15 protein-coding genes are annotated in these 19,947 nt (G+C 65.8%); 2 read left to right on the forward strand and 13 right to left on the reverse strand.

Annotated features, from left to right (window positions below; all coding sequences use genetic code 11):
• Positions 1-30: 30 nt before the first annotated feature.
• Both J4E04_RS16925 and J4E04_RS16930 read right to left on the reverse strand, forming a co-directional pair.
• Positions 31-2,196, reverse strand: a complete 2,166-nt coding sequence (locus tag J4E04_RS16925; protein WP_056447493.1) for a S9 family peptidase — start codon at positions 2,194-2,196, stop codon at positions 31-33.
• Positions 2,197-2,201: 5 nt separating this feature from the next.
• Entirely contained in the window at positions 2,202-3,086 is an 885-nt protein-coding gene (locus tag J4E04_RS16930) for a phosphoribosylaminoimidazolesuccinocarboxamide synthase (RefSeq protein WP_490149074.1), read from the reverse strand.
• A 99-nt stretch (positions 3,087-3,185) separates the two neighbouring features.
• Here J4E04_RS16930 and J4E04_RS16935 point away from each other — a divergent pair, with 99 nt between their 5' ends.
• Positions 3,186-4,601: an MDR family MFS transporter gene (locus J4E04_RS16935; RefSeq protein ID WP_027504317.1), complete on the forward strand. Its 1,416-nt coding sequence runs from the start codon at positions 3,186-3,188 to the stop codon at positions 4,599-4,601.
• Here the strand turns inward: J4E04_RS16935 and J4E04_RS16940 are convergent.
• A complete protein-coding gene (locus tag J4E04_RS16940; RefSeq protein WP_056446669.1) occupies positions 4,598-5,515 on the reverse strand; it encodes a siderophore-interacting protein in 918 nt (305 codons plus the stop codon). The genes J4E04_RS16935 and J4E04_RS16940 overlap by 4 nt on opposite strands.
• Positions 5,516-6,129: 614 nt before the next feature.
• Here J4E04_RS16940 and J4E04_RS16945 point away from each other — a divergent pair.
• Positions 6,130-6,915 (forward strand): WecB/TagA/CpsF family glycosyltransferase, encoded by a 786-nt coding sequence (locus J4E04_RS16945; RefSeq protein WP_307109298.1) that lies wholly within the window; start codon positions 6,130-6,132, stop codon positions 6,913-6,915.
• 28 nt (positions 6,916-6,943) lie between these two features.
• Here J4E04_RS16945 and J4E04_RS16950 read toward each other — a convergent pair whose 3' ends face one another.
• From J4E04_RS16950 to purD, 10 genes are all read right to left on the reverse strand, one after another.
• The gene (locus J4E04_RS16950) at positions 6,944-8,425 is read right to left on the reverse strand and encodes a lipopolysaccharide biosynthesis protein (protein ID WP_490149075.1); all 1,482 of its coding nucleotides are present in this window, start codon (positions 8,423-8,425) and stop codon (positions 6,944-6,946) included.
• A complete protein-coding gene (locus J4E04_RS16955; protein ID WP_490149076.1) occupies positions 8,422-9,795 on the reverse strand; it encodes an O-antigen ligase family protein in 1,374 nt (457 codons plus the stop codon). The genes J4E04_RS16950 and J4E04_RS16955 overlap by 4 nt, the downstream gene beginning before the upstream one ends.
• Positions 9,792-10,973 carry a glycosyltransferase gene (locus J4E04_RS16960; protein WP_490149077.1) on the reverse strand — a complete coding sequence of 394 codons (1,182 nt, stop codon included), beginning with the start codon at positions 10,971-10,973 and terminating at the stop codon, positions 9,792-9,794. The genes J4E04_RS16955 and J4E04_RS16960 overlap by 4 nt, the downstream gene beginning before the upstream one ends.
• Positions 10,970-12,004 (reverse strand): glycosyltransferase, encoded by a 1,035-nt coding sequence (locus J4E04_RS16965; protein ID WP_307109302.1) that lies wholly within the window; start codon positions 12,002-12,004, stop codon positions 10,970-10,972. Before J4E04_RS16965 ends, J4E04_RS16960 begins: the two co-directional genes overlap by 4 nt.
• 16 nt (positions 12,005-12,020) lie before the next feature.
• Positions 12,021-13,337, reverse strand: a complete 1,317-nt coding sequence (locus J4E04_RS16970) for a DUF4012 domain-containing protein (RefSeq protein WP_490149078.1) — start codon at positions 13,335-13,337, stop codon at positions 12,021-12,023.
• 565 nt (positions 13,338-13,902) lie between these two features.
• Complete coding sequence (locus J4E04_RS16975; protein WP_490149079.1) at positions 13,903-15,225, reverse strand: UDP-glucose dehydrogenase family protein; 1,323 nt, start codon at positions 15,223-15,225, stop codon at positions 13,903-13,905.
• A gap of 67 nt (positions 15,226-15,292) precedes the next feature.
• Positions 15,293-16,714: an adenylosuccinate lyase gene (gene purB / locus J4E04_RS16980; protein WP_027504320.1), complete on the reverse strand. Its 1,422-nt coding sequence runs from the start codon at positions 16,712-16,714 to the stop codon at positions 15,293-15,295.
• Positions 16,715-16,767: 53 nt separating this feature from the next.
• A complete protein-coding gene (locus J4E04_RS16985) occupies positions 16,768-17,412 on the reverse strand; it encodes a TetR/AcrR family transcriptional regulator (protein WP_307095636.1) in 645 nt (214 codons plus the stop codon).
• 87 nt (positions 17,413-17,499) lie between these two features.
• Positions 17,500-18,654 (reverse strand): pyridoxal phosphate-dependent aminotransferase, encoded by a 1,155-nt coding sequence (locus tag J4E04_RS16990; protein WP_490149080.1) that lies wholly within the window; start codon positions 18,652-18,654, stop codon positions 17,500-17,502.
• A 2-nt stretch (positions 18,655-18,656) separates the two neighbouring features.
• Positions 18,657-19,916: a phosphoribosylamine--glycine ligase gene (purD, locus tag J4E04_RS16995; RefSeq protein ID WP_490149081.1), complete on the reverse strand. Its 1,260-nt coding sequence runs from the start codon at positions 19,914-19,916 to the stop codon at positions 18,657-18,659.
• Positions 19,917-19,947: the final 31 nt, after the last annotated feature.

Raw genomic sequence — 19,947 nt, forward strand, 5'->3', positions numbered from 1 at the left:
TCGCTGCAGTCCACCCCCCGGCGAACGCCGTCAGCTTGCCGTATCGCGGCCACCCGTGGCAATCGCACCCGTGCGTTCGATCACCCACGCGTACTCGAAGGCGATCTCCTTCCACTTCTCGTATCGCCCGCTGACCCCGCCGTGCCCGGCACTCATCTCGGTCTTCAGCAGAATCGGCTCGCTGCCGGTGTTCTTCACCCGCAGAGCGGCGATCCACTTCGCGGGTTCGACGTAGAGCACGCGCGTGTCGTTGATCGAGGTGATGGCCAGGACGGCCGGGTAGTCCTTCTCCGCCACGTTCTCGTACGGGCTGTACGACTTCATGTAGTCGTAGACGTCCTTGTCCTCCAACGGGTTTCCCCATTCGTCCCACTCGATCACCGTGAGCGGCAGCGACGGGTCGAGAATGGACGTGAGCGGATCCACGAACGGCACGTTGGCGAGGATGCCCGCGAACAGTTCGGGTGCGAGGTTGGCCACCGCTCCCATGAGGAGGCCGCCCGCGCTGCCGCCGTCGGCCACCAGACGATCGGGAGACGTCACCCCGGTGTCGATCAGATGCCGTGCGCACGAGACGAAGTCGGTGAACGTGTTCTTCTTGTGCAGCATCTTGCCGTCCTCGTACCAGAGGCGACCCATCTCCCCGCCGCCGCGCACGTGCGCGATGACGAACACGATGCCCCGATCGAGCAGGGACAGTCTCGACACCGAGAAGCCCGGGTCCATGCTCGCCTCGTACGAGCCGTACCCGTACAGCAGCGTCGGCGCGCCGCCCTCGGACACCTCGACGTCGACGCGCTTGATCACCGAGAGCGGTACCCGGGTGCCGTCCTCCGCCGTCGCCCACTCCCTGGTCTGGGTGTACCGCGTCGGGTCGAAATCGCCGAGCACCGGCTGCGACTTGCGCAGGATGCGCTCGCCGGACGCCAGGTCATAGTCGTAGACACGCGAGGGCGTGATGAACGAGGTGTAACCGAAACGCAGCAGCGGTGCGTCCCACTCCGGATTTGAGCCGAGACCCACCGAGAACAGTTCCTCGTCGAACTCGAGCTCGTGACGCTCGCCGTAGCCGCTGTCGAGCAGTGGCCACAAGGCCATGCGCGGCACGGCTTCCCGGCGGTACGACAGCACCAGGTGGTGCGCGAACGCGTCGACGTCCTCGAGCCGCACGTCGTCGGCGTGCTCCAGGAGAATCGTCATGTCCGACGGGTCCTCCACCGGCGCGTCGGCCAGGACGAAGTTCTCCGCCTTCACTCCGTCGACGACGTCGTTGTGCAGGATCAGGAACCGGTCGCGGCCCGCGACCACGGCGTGCTCCGCGCTGTACTCGACGCCGTCCCTGCGCGGCAGGATCACGTGGAACTCGCCCGTCGGATCCTGCGCGTCGAGGTACCAGCCCTCGGTGGTGACCTTCGACCCCACCCAGATCACGAGGTACTTCTCGCTGCGCGTGGATCCGAAACTGACCCAGTAGGACTCGTCCGGCTCGTGGAAGACCACCACGTCCTCGGACGTGGGCGACCCGATCCGGTGTCGCCACACCTTGTCCGGACGCCACGAGTCGTCCACGGTCTGATAGAAGAGGTACTGCTGATCGGCGGACCAGGTCGCTCCGGGAGCGGTCTGCTCGATCTCGTCCGGGAACAGCTCTCCGGTACGAAGATCCTTGATGCGCAAGGTGTACCGCTCGTCGCCGGCGGTGTCGACGGAGTACGCGAGCAGGTGTCCGTCGTCGCTCAGGGAGAATGCGCCGAGCGAGAAGAAATCGTGTCCTTCTGCCAGCACGTTGGCGTCGAGGACGATCTCCTCGCCGGGGACCTCGACACCCGGTTCGAGCGCGGGCGGCGTCCAGTCGTCCACCGAGGCGACCGGGCAGCGGCACTGCATGCCGTAACTCTTGCCCTCCAGCGTGCGCCCGTAGTACCACCAGAGTCCGCGGCGCGTGGGCACCGACAGATCGGTCTCCTGTGTGCGCGACTTGATCTCGTCGAAGATCGCCGTGCGCAGCGGCTCCAGGTGGGCCGTCTGTGCCTCGGTGTAGGCGTTCTCCGCCTCGAGGTACGCGACGACCTCGGGATCCGACTTCTCCCGCAACCACTCGTACGGGTCGACGACGACGTCACCGTGGTGGGTGCGCGTGTGCGGAACGGTCTTGGCGATCGGTGGTGTCGTCTGCTGTGCGTCGTGCGTCTGCATGTCGGTCACGGTCGTACCCAATCGTCGAAGGAGAGACCCGAGAGTCGTTCGTACGCCTCGACGTAACGCGACCGGGTGCGGTCGGCGATGTCGTCGGGCAGCGGCGGGGGCGGTGCGTCGCCGTGGCGGTCCCATCCGGACTCACCGGTCAGCCAGTCCCGGACGAACTGCTTGTCGAAACTCGGCTGCGCCTGCCCCTCGGTGTAGCCGTCGAGCGGCCAGTACCGGGACGAGTCGGGAGTCAGCACCTCGTCGGCGAGGACCACCTCGCCGTCGTCGTCGACACCGAACTCGAACTTGGTGTCGGCGAGGATGATTCCGCGTCTGGCGGCGAACTCCGCGGCGCGCGCGTAGATGTCGAGCGTGGCCGAGCGCAGCTTGTCCGCCGTGTCGGCTCCGACCAGGGCGACCACGGAATCGAAGTCGATGTTCTCGTCGTGATCGCCGATCGCCGCCTTGCTGGCGGGGGTGAAGATCGGCTCCGGGAGCTTGCTCGCCTCGGTGAGACCGTCCGGGAGCGGAACGCCGCACACCGCACCCGTCTCCCGATAGTCGAGCAGCCCGGACCCGGTGAGGTAGCCACGGGCGACACACTCGACCGGTGCCATGCGCAGCGCGCGCACCACCAGCGCGCGGCCGAGCACCTCCTGCGGGATCCGCGGATCCTCCGCGTCTCCGGCGAGGTGATCTCGCACGCCGAGAGTGTCGAAGAAGAACACGCTCATCGCGGTGAGCACGCGACCCTTGTCAGGAATGGGCGTCGACAGCACGTGGTCGTACGCGGAGATGCGGTCGCTCGCCACCAGTAGCAGATGGTCGTCGTCGATGCGATACAGGTCGCGGACCTTGCCGGCCGCCAGATGGGGATACTGCGAGAGAGAGGGGCGCACGACGTTCGAGCGTAGTCGTGCCGCGCATCGCGGTGGTGGCGGTGTCTGGCAGTGTTCGGAGGGACCCTCGGTACCGAGGCGAACGAAGGAGCGTGGCGGGTGACGACGACGGACAGGGTGCAGGTCGGATTCCGGTCCGAACGAGGCCCGATCCTGGCGGCGCTGATGCTCTGCAACTCGCTCGTCGCCCTCGACTCGACGATCATCGCCACGTCCGTCCTCACCATCGTCGACGATTTGGGCGGCTTCTCCCAGTTCCCGTGGCTCTTCTCGATCTACCTGCTCGCACAGGCCGTCACCGTGCCGGTCTACGGCAAGCTGGCGGATCTCTTCGGCCGCAAGCGTCTCGTCCTGTTCGGCATCGCCGTCTTCGCGATCGGCTCGGTGCTGTGCGGGATCGCCTGGAGCATGCCCGCCCTCATCGTCGCCCGGGCGATCCAGGGCATCGGCGCGGGCGCGATCCAACCGATGGTGCAGACGATCGCCGGCGACATCTACACCGTGCGCGAGCGCGCGAAGGCGCAGGGCTATCTGGCCAGCGTGTGGGCGATGTCGTCCATCGTGGGTCCCAGTCTCGGCGGCATCTTCTCCGAGTTCCTCTCGTGGCGCTGGATCTTCTTCGTCAACATCCCGCTGTGCCTGGTCGCGGCGGTGATGCTGATCCGCAAGTTCGACGAGACGGCGAGGCCGTCGACGCGGCAGAGCATCGACTACGTCGGCGCCGCGCTGCTCACCGTCGGCGCGGGCGCCCTCATCCTCGGGCTGCTCGAGGGTGGTCAATCGTGGGCGTGGACGTCGGGAGCGAGTGTCGCGGTATTCGCCGTCGGAGTGGCCGGGCTCGCCGCCTTCGTGCTCGTCGAGAGACGCGTCGCGTCCCCCGTGCTGCCACTGTGGGTGCTGACGCGTCGCGTCCTGGTCGCCACGAGCGCCGTGGGCGCCGTCATCGGCGCCGTCGTGCTCACGCTCACCACGTACGTCCCGACGTTCGTCCAGGGCGTACTGGGGCTGAGCGCACTGGCGGGCGGCTTCACCCTCGCACCGCTCCTGCTGTCGTGGCCGCTGATGTCGTCACAGTCGGGTCGGGTGTATCTGCGCATCGGGTTCCGGCGCACCGCGGTCATCGGTGGGTCGATCGTCACGGCCGGTTCGCTGCTCACACTGGGATGGACCACGACGTCGTCGGTGTGGGAGATCTGCGTCGGGTGCCTCGTGATCGGAGCCGGGATGGGGCTGATCGCGGGCCCCGCGCTCATCGCGGCGCAGTCGAGTGTCGACTGGTCCGAGCGCGGAGTGGTCACCTCCACCAACACGTTCGCCCGCAACCTCGGCAGCGCCGTCGGCATCGCGGTGTGCGGGGCCATCGTCAATGCCACCGTCGGAGACGACGCATCGCCGACCGAACTCGGCGACGGTCTGCACATCGTGTTCTACACGGTGATCGGCGGAGCGGTCCTGCTGCTGATCGCCGCGCTCGCGATGCCCGGTGGCCGTATCGCCGATCCCGAGAAGAGCTAGAGGCCGACGCGCTCGAGGAGTGCCTCGAACTCGTCCTGCGCCTGCGCTTCCGACTTGCCCTCGCGCAGAGCGCGCTTGTAGCCCGCGAGCGCCATCGCCTCGTACCGCTTGTAGGAGGCCAGCCACTCCTCGGCGCGCTCGCGCCAGTATCCGATGACCGAGCACTCACGGGTGCTCATGCCCCACTGCTTGCGCACGTGGGAGCGCACCGCGCGGGACGCGCCCGCCTCACCGGCGAACCACACGTATCCGGAGCCCGCGGGACGCTCGTACGACGCGACCGCATCGGGGAGAACGCTCGGCATCACACCGTTGCCGGTACCCACGCGCCAGTCGACGGTGACGTCCGCCGCCGTGTCGAACGACTGGATGTCGGCGGGGTCGAGGACCTCGAGCACGACGTGGGTCCGCAGCCCGGCAGGTGCCTGCTCGAGTGCTCGGGCGATGGCCGGCAGACCCGTCTGGTCCGCCACGAGCAGTTGCCACGCGGCGTCCTCGGGACACCGGTACCAGGAGCGGGGGCGCGAGAGGACGACGCTGTGGCCCGGGCGCGCCAGCCGCGCCCAGTCAGACGCGACGCCGCTCTCGTGCAGGACGAAGTCGATGGTCAGCGTGTCGTCGTCGCGCATGCGGACGGTGTAGTTGCGGCACTCCGGCCGCGTCGCCGCGTCGTGGTAGCCCCACACGCCCTTACAGCAGGTCATCGGCGGCAGGACGTCGTCGACGGCGGGCGGGAAGTACACGGTCACGCACTCGTCCGGTGCCTCGACGCCGACGTACCGTTCCACCCACGGGCCGCCGAGAACGATGCGCACCATGCTGGGTGAGATCGCCGTCGTGGACAGCACCGACGCCGGATAGAAGCCGGGTTCCGCATCGAGCGTCGCGGCGTCGAGTTCGAACGCTGTCGACATCGGACCTCCTCGCCTGCGGCACGCTCGGGGAAATCGAGCGACTGTAAGGCGAGCCTAACCATGCCTGGCGGCGGAGTGCAATGGGGCCGGGCGTTCTCGTTGCACTTCACACCCCCGCACGGGAAAAGACTTGTCGTTTCGTTTCGCCTCCTTCGCCGTCTTTAAGCCCCATGCGCCGCCACGGGCCGACCCCCCGTACGCCATTGCCTCGTCAAACAAACCGAATGAAAGGCGAAAGCTTTGACCAGAGCAGTTGCGGTCCGTCGAAAACACCCAGACAGACACACCGCGCAATCCTGCTGCACTCGAGCGACTTGTCAGGCATGTCGCCCCTCGCCTATCTTCGATTCGAGTCGAGCAGCGATTTCGGGGAATGCATGCTGCGGATACGACCATTTTATCCGTGTGTCGGGGCGCGGCTGTCAGGCCAATTCCGCGCGTTTCGAGGAGTGAAACCCCGTGACTGTCTCCGTGAGTTCGAACCGCCACCCTCGTTCTGCGGGTGAGAGCGGGTCGTCGACCCCTCGTTGCGAGCAATCAGGACAGGGCTGCTGATGTCTCGTCGCCCCGCTGTCGCCTCGGGCAGTTCGGTTTCCACGCGTCATACTCGGCAGGTGCAACGGGTCGCGGAAAAAGCAGCACGGTACCTTCCGTGGTTCGACATCACTGTCCATCCCCTAGACAGCGAGGACATCGTTCGCCTCGTCCTCGACACGGTCGAGTCACGAGAAACCCTGTGGCTGTCGAACTTCAATCTGCACGGGGTCTATCTCTATCAAATCGACCCGGATTATCGCGACGCCGTGAACGCGGCACACATCAACGTGATCGACGGGTGGCCGGTCCTCGCCGCCACGTCACTGGTCTGCCGCCGGCGGTTCGGCGCAGAATACCGAGTGGGAAGCTCGGACTGGCTACGGCTGCTTCTCGCACGTTCGTCGGGGCTGCGCATCGTCGCGGTCGGCGCCACTCCTGAGTCGAGTAGGCGTGGCGCCGAGGTCATCGCCGCCGGTGATGCCGACGTGACATGGAATGCTTACGACGGCTACCACTTCGCTCAGCGCGATGATTCACGAGAAAGAATGACACTCCGCCGTGCCGTGGCCGAGGCGGACATCGTACTGGTCGGAATGGGTATGCCGCATCAGGAGCGTTGGATCACAGAGAATGCGGACATGCTGCGGGGCAAGGTCGTTGCCAATGTCGGAGGGTGTCTCGACTATTTGTCGGGTGTGCAACGAGAAGCTCCCCGCTGGTTGGGACGCTACGGGCTGGAGTGGCTGTACCGCCTCGTTCAAGCGCCACGGCGGCTCTGCTACCGATATGTCGCCGAACCCGTGTTGCTGTCACGTCACGTGGTGAGACGAGCGTTGCGATCCGCTTCTGGCACTGCTGACTGACCCTGTCGTGACCTGATCACACTCGTCCTCAGTCTGCCTTTCTCCGGCGCAACAGGCCGGCGGTGTGGACCAGTGTCGTCAGATCCGTCCGTACCCTGCTCACCGCGATGAACCACACGGCAATTCCTACCGCCATGAGCGAAACTCGGGCGAAGAACGCCATGATGCCATCGCCGACGACATTCTCCACGGGGACCAGGTATGCGATCGCTGCCGATGTTCCGTAAACGCAGCACGCGCGGACACCAGACCAGAACATCGCCCGTACAGGGGCAGTTGTCAGGCGGGAGATCCACCACAGTCCGAGTGGCCAAGAGATCAGGGTTCCCAAGGCGAACCCCCAGGCCACGGCGATCGGCGACCACAGTGAGCCGACCAGAATCAGCGCCACGGTGAGAAGCCTGCTCACGATCGTGAACCTGAGGTTCGCGCCGGGAAGCCCCTTGGACAAGAACACCCAGTACGTCGCATACGAGGCCACTTGTGCTGCACCCGCGATGAGCAGAATTTGAAGGTACGGCACAGCCGGTGTCCACTGCTCGCCGAAAACCAGATTCATCAACCACAAGGCATTCGCCCACGCGACCGCGAATGCGGCCAACAACACGTGCATGAGCACGAGCTGGCCACGCAGCAGGAAAGCGGAGTATCGCTCGTCGTCGTCTTCCGTTCGCGCCAGCACAGGCAGGGCGACATTCGTGGCCGGTGCCTGGATCTGATTGAGCGGCGACGTGAAGACCTGAAACGCACGGTCGTACAGCCCCAGACTCACAGATCCGAACCGCACTCCGATGACTACCGAATCGACGTTTCGACTCAAGTACGCCACGAGCTGCGTGGCTGCAACGTTTGCCCCGAACTTGAGCAGATCGCTCATGTGCTCACCGCGTCGCGGTCTGCCCGGCCACCAGCGTGCAACGAATGGAATGAGCACCGACACGGACACTGTCTGAACGATGAGTTGCAGCACCAGCGCCTGAACCCCCAATCCTGCAATTGCAGCGATGGCAGCGGCCGCAATTCCCAGGACATGAGCGCCCACATCGATCACTGCCAGTGCACCGAAACGTAGATCCCTGTTCAGCTTGACTCTGAACTGTGTGGAAAAGCCGCTCGCGAGGAACGTCACCGACAAGCATATGGCGATCAGTTTCAGCGCCGGCCGATCGTAGAAGTCGGCAAGAAGTGACGAGGTGGCGATCACGAGGAGACAGAACGCGAACCCGATACTGGTGTTGATCCAGAACAAATTCGATTGTTGACCCTCAGACAACGTTTTGGTCTGCACGGCGGCGGCCGACAGGCCGAAGTCCCGGAGTAACTCACCTATTCCGACGACCGCCACCACCATCGCCAGCAGGCCGTATTCCTCCGGCCCCAGAAGCCTCGAGAGGATCACCAGACCCAGAAGCTGCACAACGATCTTCGCAGCCTGACCGGCAAAAGAGAAGGCTGCACCGCGAGCGGCGATGCGTCCCAGAGGTCCCTTCGCCGAAAGGCTGTCTGTCACGGAGACGACCGAACGCTCGTCTGGTCGGCTCGCCTCGACGATGTCGCGGAACGGTGATGCGCCAGTGCCACGACGATCCCCATCAGTGCCCACAGCGGCACCGGGAGACCGCGATTGCTGAAGGCAGGAACGATGAAGGCATTGACCACGCTCAACGCGAAGAACGCCACGATCGGCGACGTCATCTTTGTTCGCGCGCACCACATCGTGATGCCGATGACTGCGATGACTGCACAGTAAAAGATCGCGATCGGGATACCGAACCACAATGCGACGCCGAACCACTGCGACTCGGCAGAGTCCCAGATCAACGTCGTCGGCCTGTTTGCCGAGTTGACGACATCAGCACCCCACCCCGTCCAGGGTCGTTCGCGTATCGCGGGGAAAGTCTGCTCCGACCACACTTCGATCCGATACGCCAGGGTACTGGGCAACTTGCTGGATTCCGCGAGCGCCGGAACACCCGGATCGGCTGCTCCTCCCACTGCGCCGTCGGCTGCTCCTCCCACTGCGCCGTCGGCCACTCCTGCGGCGGGAACGTTCGGTGTTCTCTGCTGCTCGACTCTCGACTGGAGAGCGCCTCTGCTGAACAGCACAGTGACCACGCCCGCCACGACTGTGGCGCTTCCCAGGTACGGGAGGGATCTTCTACGCTCGACCGCCACCGTGACCGCAACGAGCACTGCAGACGTGGCGATCACCGAGATGGTCGCGGTAGCTGCGGCTCCTGCGATCGCCAGTCCGGCCGACACCCACGTCAACCGACCGATACGCCGATTCCGAGAAGTACCGATCACAATGCAACATGCGGCCGCCAGAACGGCATTGAAGTACATTCCGGCGCCGATCCAGTTACCGACGAGTGCAGTTGCTCGACTCGTCTCGCCGTCGGCAATCCGTCTCGATAGATCTTCGGACGGCGAAATGGACAGGATCGTCAGGCTCGCACCGCTCGAGACCTGCTGCACGAGTGCCACAGCAGCGCTCGGGATCACAGGAACGGTGAACCATTTCAGAAGTACGAGCGCATCGGTCCGGTGCCGGATCGTCATTCTGACCGCGACGTAACCGACCAACGGGTAGACGGGGAACACCGCCGCCGACAACCCGAAGGGTTCGCCGAGATCCCTGCTGTTGAAGAATCCGACCACGATCGACAATGCGATGAAAGCGAGAAAGAGCCAATCCATCACGAGTGGTCGCGGCCAGACCGCTCGGCGGGCTCGAACTGCCGCCAGCGCTATGACAAGGGCTGCACCCATCGCCACATGCCAGGGGCGCAGTGGGAGGAAAGGTAGCACCTCTGGAATGCCGACGACCGCAGAAGCGACCCCGAGTGCCACACCGACCGCGGCCGGGAAGTTCCTCACACGCGCACTCCTCTCGCAGTCTCGACTATCTCTCGAACTCTGCTGTCCCACGAATGATCGTCGATGACCGATCGTCGCGCTTTCTCCACTGCTCCACTGTCGCGAACGAGGAGGTCAGGTTGTGAAAGGATTGTGTCGAGTTGATCCAGACTGTCGAAAACATGAACGGCAGCGCCCGATTCGGCTAGACGACGCGCGTCCTCGGACGGTGTGCACAGGATGTCGAGACCCATTCCGGCATACTCGTACAATTTCAACGGGCTGTGGTACATCGACATGCTGGATGTCGCTCGATGACCCGCAATTCCGACGTCCCAGGTCGACATCAATGACCGGGCTCGGTCCGATGGAACCTGACCGTGGAAGGTGACGTACCGCCCCCACGAATGTCGCGTCACCACATCCCGAAGGCCGTCGAGCGCCGAGCCGTCACCGACGATGTCGATCGCGACAGCTCGTCCATCCACGAGTACACCCGGTTCCCCCAACCGGCGACACACAGCAGGAATGATGGAGCCGAGGTCCTGCCACTCCACGACCGCACCGACGAAGCCGAAAGTGAACTTGTCCGATTTCGTTCTTTCGACCTCCAGAAGAGCGGGGTCGATTCCATTCGGAACCACCAACATGCGAGTTCTGTCCACTCCCGCGAAGTGCTCGATTTCGCGCGCCAATGCGTCGCTCACCACTACAACGAGATCCGCGCGACGGAGAACGTGTCGCTCGACGAGGGCGGAAAGCCACACCGCCCTCGATATGTTGCGGTCGCGTGCCGTTTCACGGGAGAAGATGCCGTTTGCCTCGACCACGCGGATCGCGCGCTTCTTGTACCGATGGAACGAAGTCAGGGATTGGAACACCGCGGACCGCTCGTAGATGATCTCCGGCGCCGGACGTCGGAACGACCGGACCGCGACCCAGAACCCACACCACACCATGATGGCCACGCGCAGCAGGTCGACGGCAAGGATCCGCGACGTGCCGAGGTCTTTGTAGCCGGCGTCGCTCACCCTGGCGAACCGTCCCATGAGCGGCATGTCGGATGCGAGGTGCACGTCGGTCTGATGCCCGCACGTTCGAGCGGCGTCGACGAACTTGGTGATGTGCGTGCGCGGGCCGGGCGTGTGCGACGACGCATCCAGCGAGATTCGTACGCCGCCGACCAGATAGTCGATCATGTGATGCAGTCCTTTCCGACGGCAGGAAGATCCTGCGTTCCGAGTACGGACCGATAGACCTGGAGGTGCCGCTCGGCGACTACCGATGGATCGCGATCACGAAAGCGCGGTCTGCGGGCGACATCGACGGTCGCGGCCGCTTCGAGAGCATCCACGAGGTCAGCTGCCGTGATGTGCTCCCCTGAGAACAACTGAACCCACTCTGCCCCCACTTCTTCCTGCACGAGGAGCGTCGTAGGTGTCTGTGGCGCCAGTACGACGGCACCCAAACTCAGCGCCAGAATGAGGGCACCTGAATTGTGCATCTGACGATAGGGAAGGACGACCACGGATGATTCGGTGATCGCTCGAGACAGCGTGATGTCAGCAACGTGACGTAGACACAGGCGTACGCGTCGACGACCCTCTGCGAAGGAAGTCAGACGCGCGACGAGATCGGCGTTCTGTGGCTCACCGACGATCTGCAACGAGACTGATGCGCTGTCCAGTTCGCCGTAGGCCGTCATCAGGTCGTCCAAGCCCTTGTAGAGGCGTATCTGTCCGAAGTAGAGAAGCGAGTTCGGTGTCTTCGGACGCGGTTCGAGGCACTGGAACGATCGAACGTCGCAGTAATGCCCGTGGGGAATGAGCGAAGTCGGGCGGTCGGGAGGCACGGGTGTCACCGGGTTCAGAACGACTGCCGCTCTCGTTCGCCTGTCCAGACCGGACAGGATCACTCTTTCGAGGCGAGTCGCCCCTTCGTGTGGCCTCACGTTGTGCACTGTTCTGACCACCGGCGTGCGGAACAGTTCGAGCCGAAAGAGAAGCAGCGTCGTCGCGACGAATTTGAGAAGAGTGCGACCCCGCGTGCTGCCTCGGACGAAATTCTCGGGCCAGTGGACGTGAAGAATGTCGTACGAACCGATCAAGGCGTGACGCCACGAGAACGGGTGAATGCGGACGCCGGGCGCTGTCGACTCTTCCAACAGTTCGTAGAAACCGGTCGTGCCGCCCGACCTGCTGAGAGCATGCAGGACCGTGAGCTCAGTCATTCGTGTAGCCGCCGGCTCACGATCCTGCACACTCGGGCACGTCGACCGTCGCGGTACCGGCGAGGGTTGCCGGCTGAATCGGAGTCCGCGGTGCACCGGCTACCGTCGGCTCCACCAGGTCGAGGACGATTGTCTTCGTCTGACCCGGTTCCACCACCAGCGGGGTGTAGAAGACCGGGTGATTTCGCTCCTGGGTCGTCAGCAAGAACACTTGCTGTCCGTCGATGGTCGCCTTCGAGAGTGCAGATCCCGTGGTGGTGAACACCGACACCACCGAGCGATTCGTCCCCGGCGGCCCCTCGTATGCCGTGGTCTCGTTCTGCCTGCCGGCGATGTACTTCGGGTAATCCTGTGCGGGCGCAGTGTTCGTCACCGACACAGTGATCTGCGAGGTCCTCGTGTCTCCCTCGCATGCCGAGGCCGTGTAGGCGATGTCGCGCCTCAGGTAGTAATCCAACTTTCCGCCTGCGCCGTTGTTGACTATCGCCGACGCGAACGGGGCTGCGTCGTCGGGAACCTCGTGCGCGATCTTGGTGCCCGACAGCACACTCTGGATTTCGGGATCTGCGCTCCACACGGCGGTGTGCCCTTCGCTCACGCCTCGACCGATCGCATCCAGCAGCTTCGCTGGGTCGCTGATCTTCCCCTCCACCTTCGAGAACACGCGAGCGGCGATCTGCTGGAGATAGTCCTTACGCGCCGTGTTGTCTTCGGCGAAGCGGAAGTACGCCTCGGACTGAGTCAGATTCACGACGTTGTCTGCGGTGATCTGCTCGCCGTCCGCGAGTGTCACGGGGCCGACCACACCGAGGATGTAGCTGAGCGCGACGGGGTCGGTGGCCAACACACCGTCCACGGACTGGCCGGATTCCTGCTGCCAGATGGATCGGAGTATTTCACCGGTGTACGGAAAATGCGGGCTGACATTGGCGTTTTGCCAATTCGACGTCGCGTTGTATTGATTGTCGTAATTCCGGGCGAAATCGGGACCGAGATCGATGGGGTCGTAATCGCGACGCAATTCATTGTTCTTCGCCAATTCGTCCAGCCCGATCTTTCCCCGATCGGCGTCGATGATGGCGAACCCACCCATCAGTCCGCCGGTGCCGCGCGATTCCGCGTTCGTCTGAAAGGCCAAGAAGTAACTCTTGGGCGCATTCTCGCCGAGCATGTCCGGGAGGATCTTCGATGCGAGACTGGTATTGGTCAGGAGTCCTGACAGGTCGTCCAGCTGTGCTTTCAACGAGTCGCCGGCCTCGGTGACCTGGGGCAGGTAGCTCTCGGTGTCGATGGACTCGGCACGATCGTTCAACTCGCCGGCCGACACCGACACCTGCTCCAGCGTCGGCGATGCATCGCGGAGGGCACCCAGGTCGATCGTGCCGTCGTCCGCGCGCAGTTCACTCGGGTTCAGGACGGCACCGACTTCGACGGCGGGCTGCAGGACCTCGGTCGTGAGGTCGTGGACGAGCCCGGTGAGGGGCCCCACGACTTCGAGTGGGGAGCCGACGCCAGGGATAGCAGCGACGGCTTTCCAGATGGGCGACTTGGTGGCGTCCAGCGCATCCGACGACGCCGCGGTGGCGTCCGCGACGTGCTCGCGGCCTTCGTCCGCGTTGCCGGCCAGGATCGCCGACCGCGCCGCGAGCGCGTCGTCGCGCGCCGAGCTCAGTCCCTTGTACGCAGTGAAGACGGTCCATCCGAACCATGCGACGAGCCCGAGTAGCACGATGACGACAACCCATACCCAGATCGGTACACGTCGCCGTCTTCGCACTGCCGTGGTTCCCTCGAGCTCAGTCGACACACGAAATTCCTCTGCTCGTTCATGGATCGGGATTCGGGCAGAAGTGTATCAATCGTTTTACGGGCACGCGTGGCGTCGCGCATTCACCAAGTCACGGCCTGCCGAGTCCCCGATACAGCCATCCCGCGGATCGCCACACATTCACGTCGAGGCAATTGCGTCCGTCGATGATTCTGCGTTCTCGCACCACGCCCTCCAGATCGGCGGGAACCAGCTCGCGGAATTCACGCCATTCGGTGAGCACGAGTACCACGTCGGCCTTCGCGCACGCCTCCAGCGCAGAGCTCGCGTACCCCAGCGTGGGGAACAGCGCGCGTGAGTTGTCGTTGGCCTTCGGGTCGTACACGGTCACACCGGCACCCTGAAGTTGCAGTTGGCCAGCGACATTGAGTGCCGGTGAATCGCGGACGTCGTCGGAGTCGGGCTTGAAGGCTGCACCCAGCACCGCGACCTGAGCTCCCAGCAGAGTTCCCACGGTGTCGCGCACGACCTCGACCATGCCGGTGCGGCGACGCATGTTGATGTTGTCGACCTCGCGCAGGAACGTCAGCGCCTGATCGGCTCCCAGCTCACCGGCACGAGCCATGAATGCGCGGATGTCCTTCGGTAGGCAACCGCCGCCGAAACCGATCCCGGCGTTCAGAAACTTGCGCCCGATTCGATCGTCGTGACCGATTGCGTCGGCCAGAACGGTGATATCGGCGCCTGCCGCGTCACAGACCTCGGAAATAGCATTGATGAAAGAGATCTTCGTCGCGAGAAATGCGTTGGCCGAGGTCTTGACCAATTCGGCGGTGGCCAGATCGGTCACGATGAAGGGGATCCCCTCGGCGAGCAGGGGCGCGTAGACCTCGCGGGCGACCTCCTCCGCGCGCCGAGGACGGTTCCGGTCGACCCCGAGCACCAGCCGGTCCGGGTGCAGCGTGTCCTCCACGGCGTGACCCTCGCGCAGGAACTCCGGGTTCCAGGCCACCTCGAGGTCCTCGCCTGCCGGCGAGAGCGCGTGGGCCATCGTGCCGAGTCGCTCCGCCGTGCCCACGGGGACCGTGGACTTGCCGAAGAGGACAGCGGGTCCGGTGATCAGCGGTGCGAGGTTCTCCACCACCGAGTTCACGTACGTCACGTCAGCGGCGTACTCGCCCTTCTTCTGCGGCGTGCCCACCGCGAGGAAGAAGATGTCGCCGAACGCTGCAGCGTCCGCGTACGACGCGGTGAAGCGCAGGCGGCCCGCTGCGATGTTGCGCTGCAACACGTCCTCGAGCCCGGGCTCCCAGAAGGGCACCTCCCCCGCCTCGAGCTTGGCCAGCTTGCTCGGGTCGACATCGACCCCGAGGACGTCGTGTCCGATCTCGGCCATGCACGCAGCGTGCGTGGCGCCCAGGTAACCCGTTCCGATGACGACAACTTTGCTCACATGACGAACCGTAGGGTCTGACGGCCGTCACTTCCACCGGGAGACCGCCCCGTCGTCACGGTTCACATCACAGAATGGGAGCCGGTGTGTACCGAGCCGCCTCCGGGTTCGCGTCGACCAGTGTCTGCACCGCGGCGACGACCGCAGCGACCTGCGCGTGCGCGGCGCCGATGAACGCCGACCGATCCGCCAGCGCCGTGTCGAGTGCCGCGCGGTCGAGCGGCAACCGCTCGTCGGCCGCGAGTCGGTCGAGGAGGTCCGGTTCCCTCCCCTGCTCCCGCATCGCGAGAGCGACGGCCACGGCATGCTCCTTGATGGCTTCGTGGGCGGTCTCCCGACCGACGCCTGCGCGGACGGCGGCCATGAGCACCTTGGTCGTCGCCAGGAAGGGCAGATAGCGATCGAGCTCGCGGGCGATCACTGCGGGATAGGCACCGAACTCTGCGAGCACGGTCAGGAAGGTCTCCATCATCCCGTCGATGGCGAAGAATGCGTCCGGCAGCGCGACACGACGCACGACGGAACAGAAGACGTCGCCCTCGTTCCACTGTGCGCCGGCCAGCTCCGCGGCCATGGACCCGTAGCCGCGCAGAATCACCTGCAGGCCGTTGACGCGTTCGCAGGACCGGGTGTTCATCTTGTGCGGCATGGCCGACGAGCCCACCTGACCCGGCTGGAAACCCTCGGTCACCAGCTCGTGTCCGGCCATCAGGCGCACCGTGTGGGCGAAGGAGGACTGCGCCGCACCCACCTGCACCAGCGCCGACACCACGTCGTGGTCGAGGGAACGAGGGTAGACCTGGCCGACACTCGTGAAGACGTGGGCGAAACCGAGATGCTGCGCCACTGCGCGTTCGAGGGTCTCGAGCTTGTCGGCATCGCCGCCGAGCAGATCGAGCATGTCCTGGGCCGTCCCCATCGGACCCTTGATGCCGCGCAGCGGGTACCGGTCGATCAGCTCCCGGAGCCGGGTCAACGCCACCATCAGCTCGTCGGCAGCCGACGCGAACCGCTTGCCCAGCGTCGTGGCCTGCGCCGCGACGTTGTGGCTGCGGCCGGCCATGACCACCTCGGTGTACTCGGCCGCGCGCTCGGCCAGACGCGCCGCGACAGCCACGCCGTGCCCGTACACGTGTTCCATCGACCGCAGGATCTGCAGCTGCTCGACGTTCTCCGTCAGATCGCGGCTGGTCAGACCCTTGTGCACGTGCTCGTGGCCGGCGAGGGCGTTGAACTCCTCGATCCGCGCCTTCACGTCGTGACGAGTGACCCGCTCGCGATCCGCGATCGACTCGAGATCGACCCGGTCGGCCACGCGCTCGTAGTCCGCGATGGCCTCCGCCGGGACGTCGACACCGAGATCGGCCTGCGCTCGCAGCACGGCGATCCACAGCTGACGCTCGAGCACGATCTTGTGCTCGGGTGACCACAGACGGGCCATGTCGGGACTGGCGTAACGGTGGGCGAGGACATTCGGGATACGGCTCACGAGCGGCCAGTTTACGGTCCCTCCACTGCGCGACCGTCCTCCGGACTGCGCCTCTACTGCGCGACCGTCCTCCGGACTTCCCGCGACAACGGCGCGTGACGGTCCACCGCATCCAGCAGGACGTCCCGCACGCGTGACCGCAGGTCCGCCCCATTCTCACCCAACGCGCCCATCACGACACCGTCGACGAGGGCCAGGAGCGGGCGGACGTGGTCACGGTCGGTGGGCCGACCCGCGGCGGACAGCACGTCGGACAGCATGTCCTCCAGCTCACCACGCAGCCGGCAGTGCAGTTCCTGCAGCTGCGGATGCCGCGCCGCGGCCAGCACCCGCTCGTAGCGCGCCACCATCAGGTCCCGCCGGACCTCATCGCCGTCGTCCGGACCCACGAGCAGGTCCACCACCAGGTCCACCGTGTCCGCGGTGTCCAACGCAACCGGCGCGAATGCGGTCATCCGGTCGCGGATCATCGCGATCTCGCGGACCCCGTTCAGTTCCGCGGCGTGCGTGACGAGGTCGTCCAGGGAGTCGAAGTAGTAGGTCGTCGACGCCAGCGGAAGCCTGGCCCTCGCCGCGACGCTCCGGTGCCGCACGGCGTCGTACCCCCCGGCCAGCAGAAGGTCAGCTGCGGCCGAGATGAGGGCCTCGCGCCGACGCCGACCCTTGGGCGTCGAGCGGGGAGCGGAGCCGGTCGACATGCGTACACATGCTGCCACCGGCGCTTCTCCCCCGTGCGCCTTTTGCGTATCCCTGGATGCGCAAAGGGCGCACGGGGGCGCAGCCCACTACCGCAGTCGCGGGGTGAGCCGACACAGCGCCTCGGTGATGTCCTCGGTCGCACCGGCGAAGGAGAAGCGCACCGTGTGGTGACCGTGCACCGTGTCGAAGTCCGCACCCGGGACGACGGCCACGCCGGTCTCGTTCAGGGTGTCGGCGCACCATCGGAACGAATCGTCCGTCAGGTGCCCGATGTCGGCGTACGCGTAGAAGGCGCCGTCCGCGGGAGCGAGCCGGGTGACGCCGGCATCACGGAGACCGCCGAGCAGTTCCTCGCGGTTGCGGGCGTACCGCCGCACGTGACCGTCCAACTCGGCGAGGGACTCGTCCGTGAAGGCGGCGACCGCGGCGAGCTGCGAGACGGTCGGCGGACACACCGTCATGTTCGAGGCCAGCCGCTGGACCGCTCGGGTGAGCGAACGCGGGAGCACCATCCAGCCGAGACGCCAGCCGGTCATGGAGAAGTACTTCGAGACCGACCCGATCGAGACGGCGCCGTCCGAGAACTCCCGAGCGCTCCGGCACTCGACGTCGCCGTAGGAGATGCCGTGGTAGATCTCGTCGGAGATCAGCAGCGTGCCGTGCTCGTCGCACCATCGCGCGAGCGCGGCCAACTCGTCGGGATCGATGATCGTGCCGGTCGGATTGGCCGGACTGGCGATGATCAGTCCCTTCGGAGGTTCGGGGAGCGCATCGAGCATCGCGACCGTCGGCTGGAAGCGAGCGTCCTCGCCGCAGTCCAGCTCGATCACGCGACACCCCAACGCGGACAACGTGTTGCGATACGCGGGATAACCGGGTCGCGCCATCACCACGGTGTCGCCGGCGTCGAACGCCGCGAGGAACAGCAACGTGAACGCACCCGACGACCCGGTGGTCACCACGACGTCCTCGGCCTCGATGACGACCTTCGATCGCCTCGACAGGTAGGCGGCGATCGTCGCCCTCAGCCGCGCGGTACCCAACGTCTCGGAGTAGCCGATCACGTCGTCGTCGAGCGCCGTGCGCATGGCAGCGAGGACCGGCCCGGGCGCGCGCGTGGACGGCTGTCCGGCCGCGAGGGACACGACGTCGCCGTGAGTCTCCTGGCGGCGCGCCGCAGCGGCGAACACGTCCATGACGCGGAACGGCTCGATGCGCGAGCGTGCGGATTCCTCGACCATCGTCAGGAGGGGATCGAGATCCGGCCCTCGACGGCCGAGAGTCCGATGTCGGTGCGGAAGTGGCCGCCGGTCAACGACACTCGCGCCATGACGTCGTACGCCTCGGTGCGGGCGGCGGCGAGATCCGCCCCGGTGCCGACGACGCTGAGCACGCGGCCCCCGGCCGACACGAGGCCACCGTTCCTGCCGTGCGCCGTCCCCGCGTGCAGCACGCCGGGGTTCTCGGCGCCGGTGATGGCGTCTCCGGTGCGCGGTCGGCCGGGATAGTTCTCGGCGGCGAGCACGACGGTGACCGCCGAACCCTGCTTCCACTGCAGCGGCGGCAGGTCCGCCAATGTTCCGGTGGATGCCGCGTACAGCGCCGCACCGAGCGGTGAGTCGAGCAGTGCGAGCACGGCCTGGGTCTCGGGATCACCGAAGCGACAGTTGAATTCGATGACCGCGGGGCCCTCACCGTCCACCGCGAGGCCCGCATAGAGCAGGCCGGTGAACGGGCAACCCCGTGCCACCATCTCCGCTGCCACGGGCGCGACCACCTCGTCGACGATGCGCTGGACCATCGAGTCGGGCAACCATGGCAACGGTGTGTAGGCGCCCATCCCGCCGGTGTTGGGCCCGGTGTCGCCGTCTCCGACGCGCTTGTGGTCCTGAGCGGGCAGCAGCGGCACCACGGTCTCGCCGTCGACGAGACAGAACAGCGACACCTCCGGGCCGGACAGGAACGATTCGAGCAACACGGGATGGCCGAGTTCGAGGAGCTCGGCGGCGTGAGCGCGCGCGGTGAGGCGGTCCTGCGTGACGACGACTCCCTTGCCCGCGGCCAGTCCGTCGTCCTTCACCACCCACGTCGGCCCGAAGCGGTTGAGGGCGGCATCGAGCAGTGCCGGCGTGTCCACCACCTCGCTGGTCGCGGTGCGGACCCCGGCCGACGCCATGACGTCCTTCGCGAACGCCTTGGAACCCTCGATCCGGGCGGCGGCGGCGGACGGACCGAAGCAGGCGATCCCGGCCTCGCGCACCGCGTCGGCGACGCCGAGCACCAGCGGTACCTCGGGGCCGATGACGACCAGATCGGCGCCGCGCTCGCGAGCGAGCGACACGACGGCCTCCCCGGAGGCGACGTCGACGGGGTACGTCTGGGCGACGGTCTCGATGCCGGCGTTGCCGGGTGCGCACATCACCGCGCTCACCTCGGGGTCCGCCGCCAGGGCGATCAGCAGGGCATGTTCACGGGCTCCGGAACCGATGACGAGTACTCGCACGAGAGCAGCGTACTGGCCACGACCTCTAGAC

This window comes from Rhodococcus sp. NFXS4, assembly GCF_058139645.1.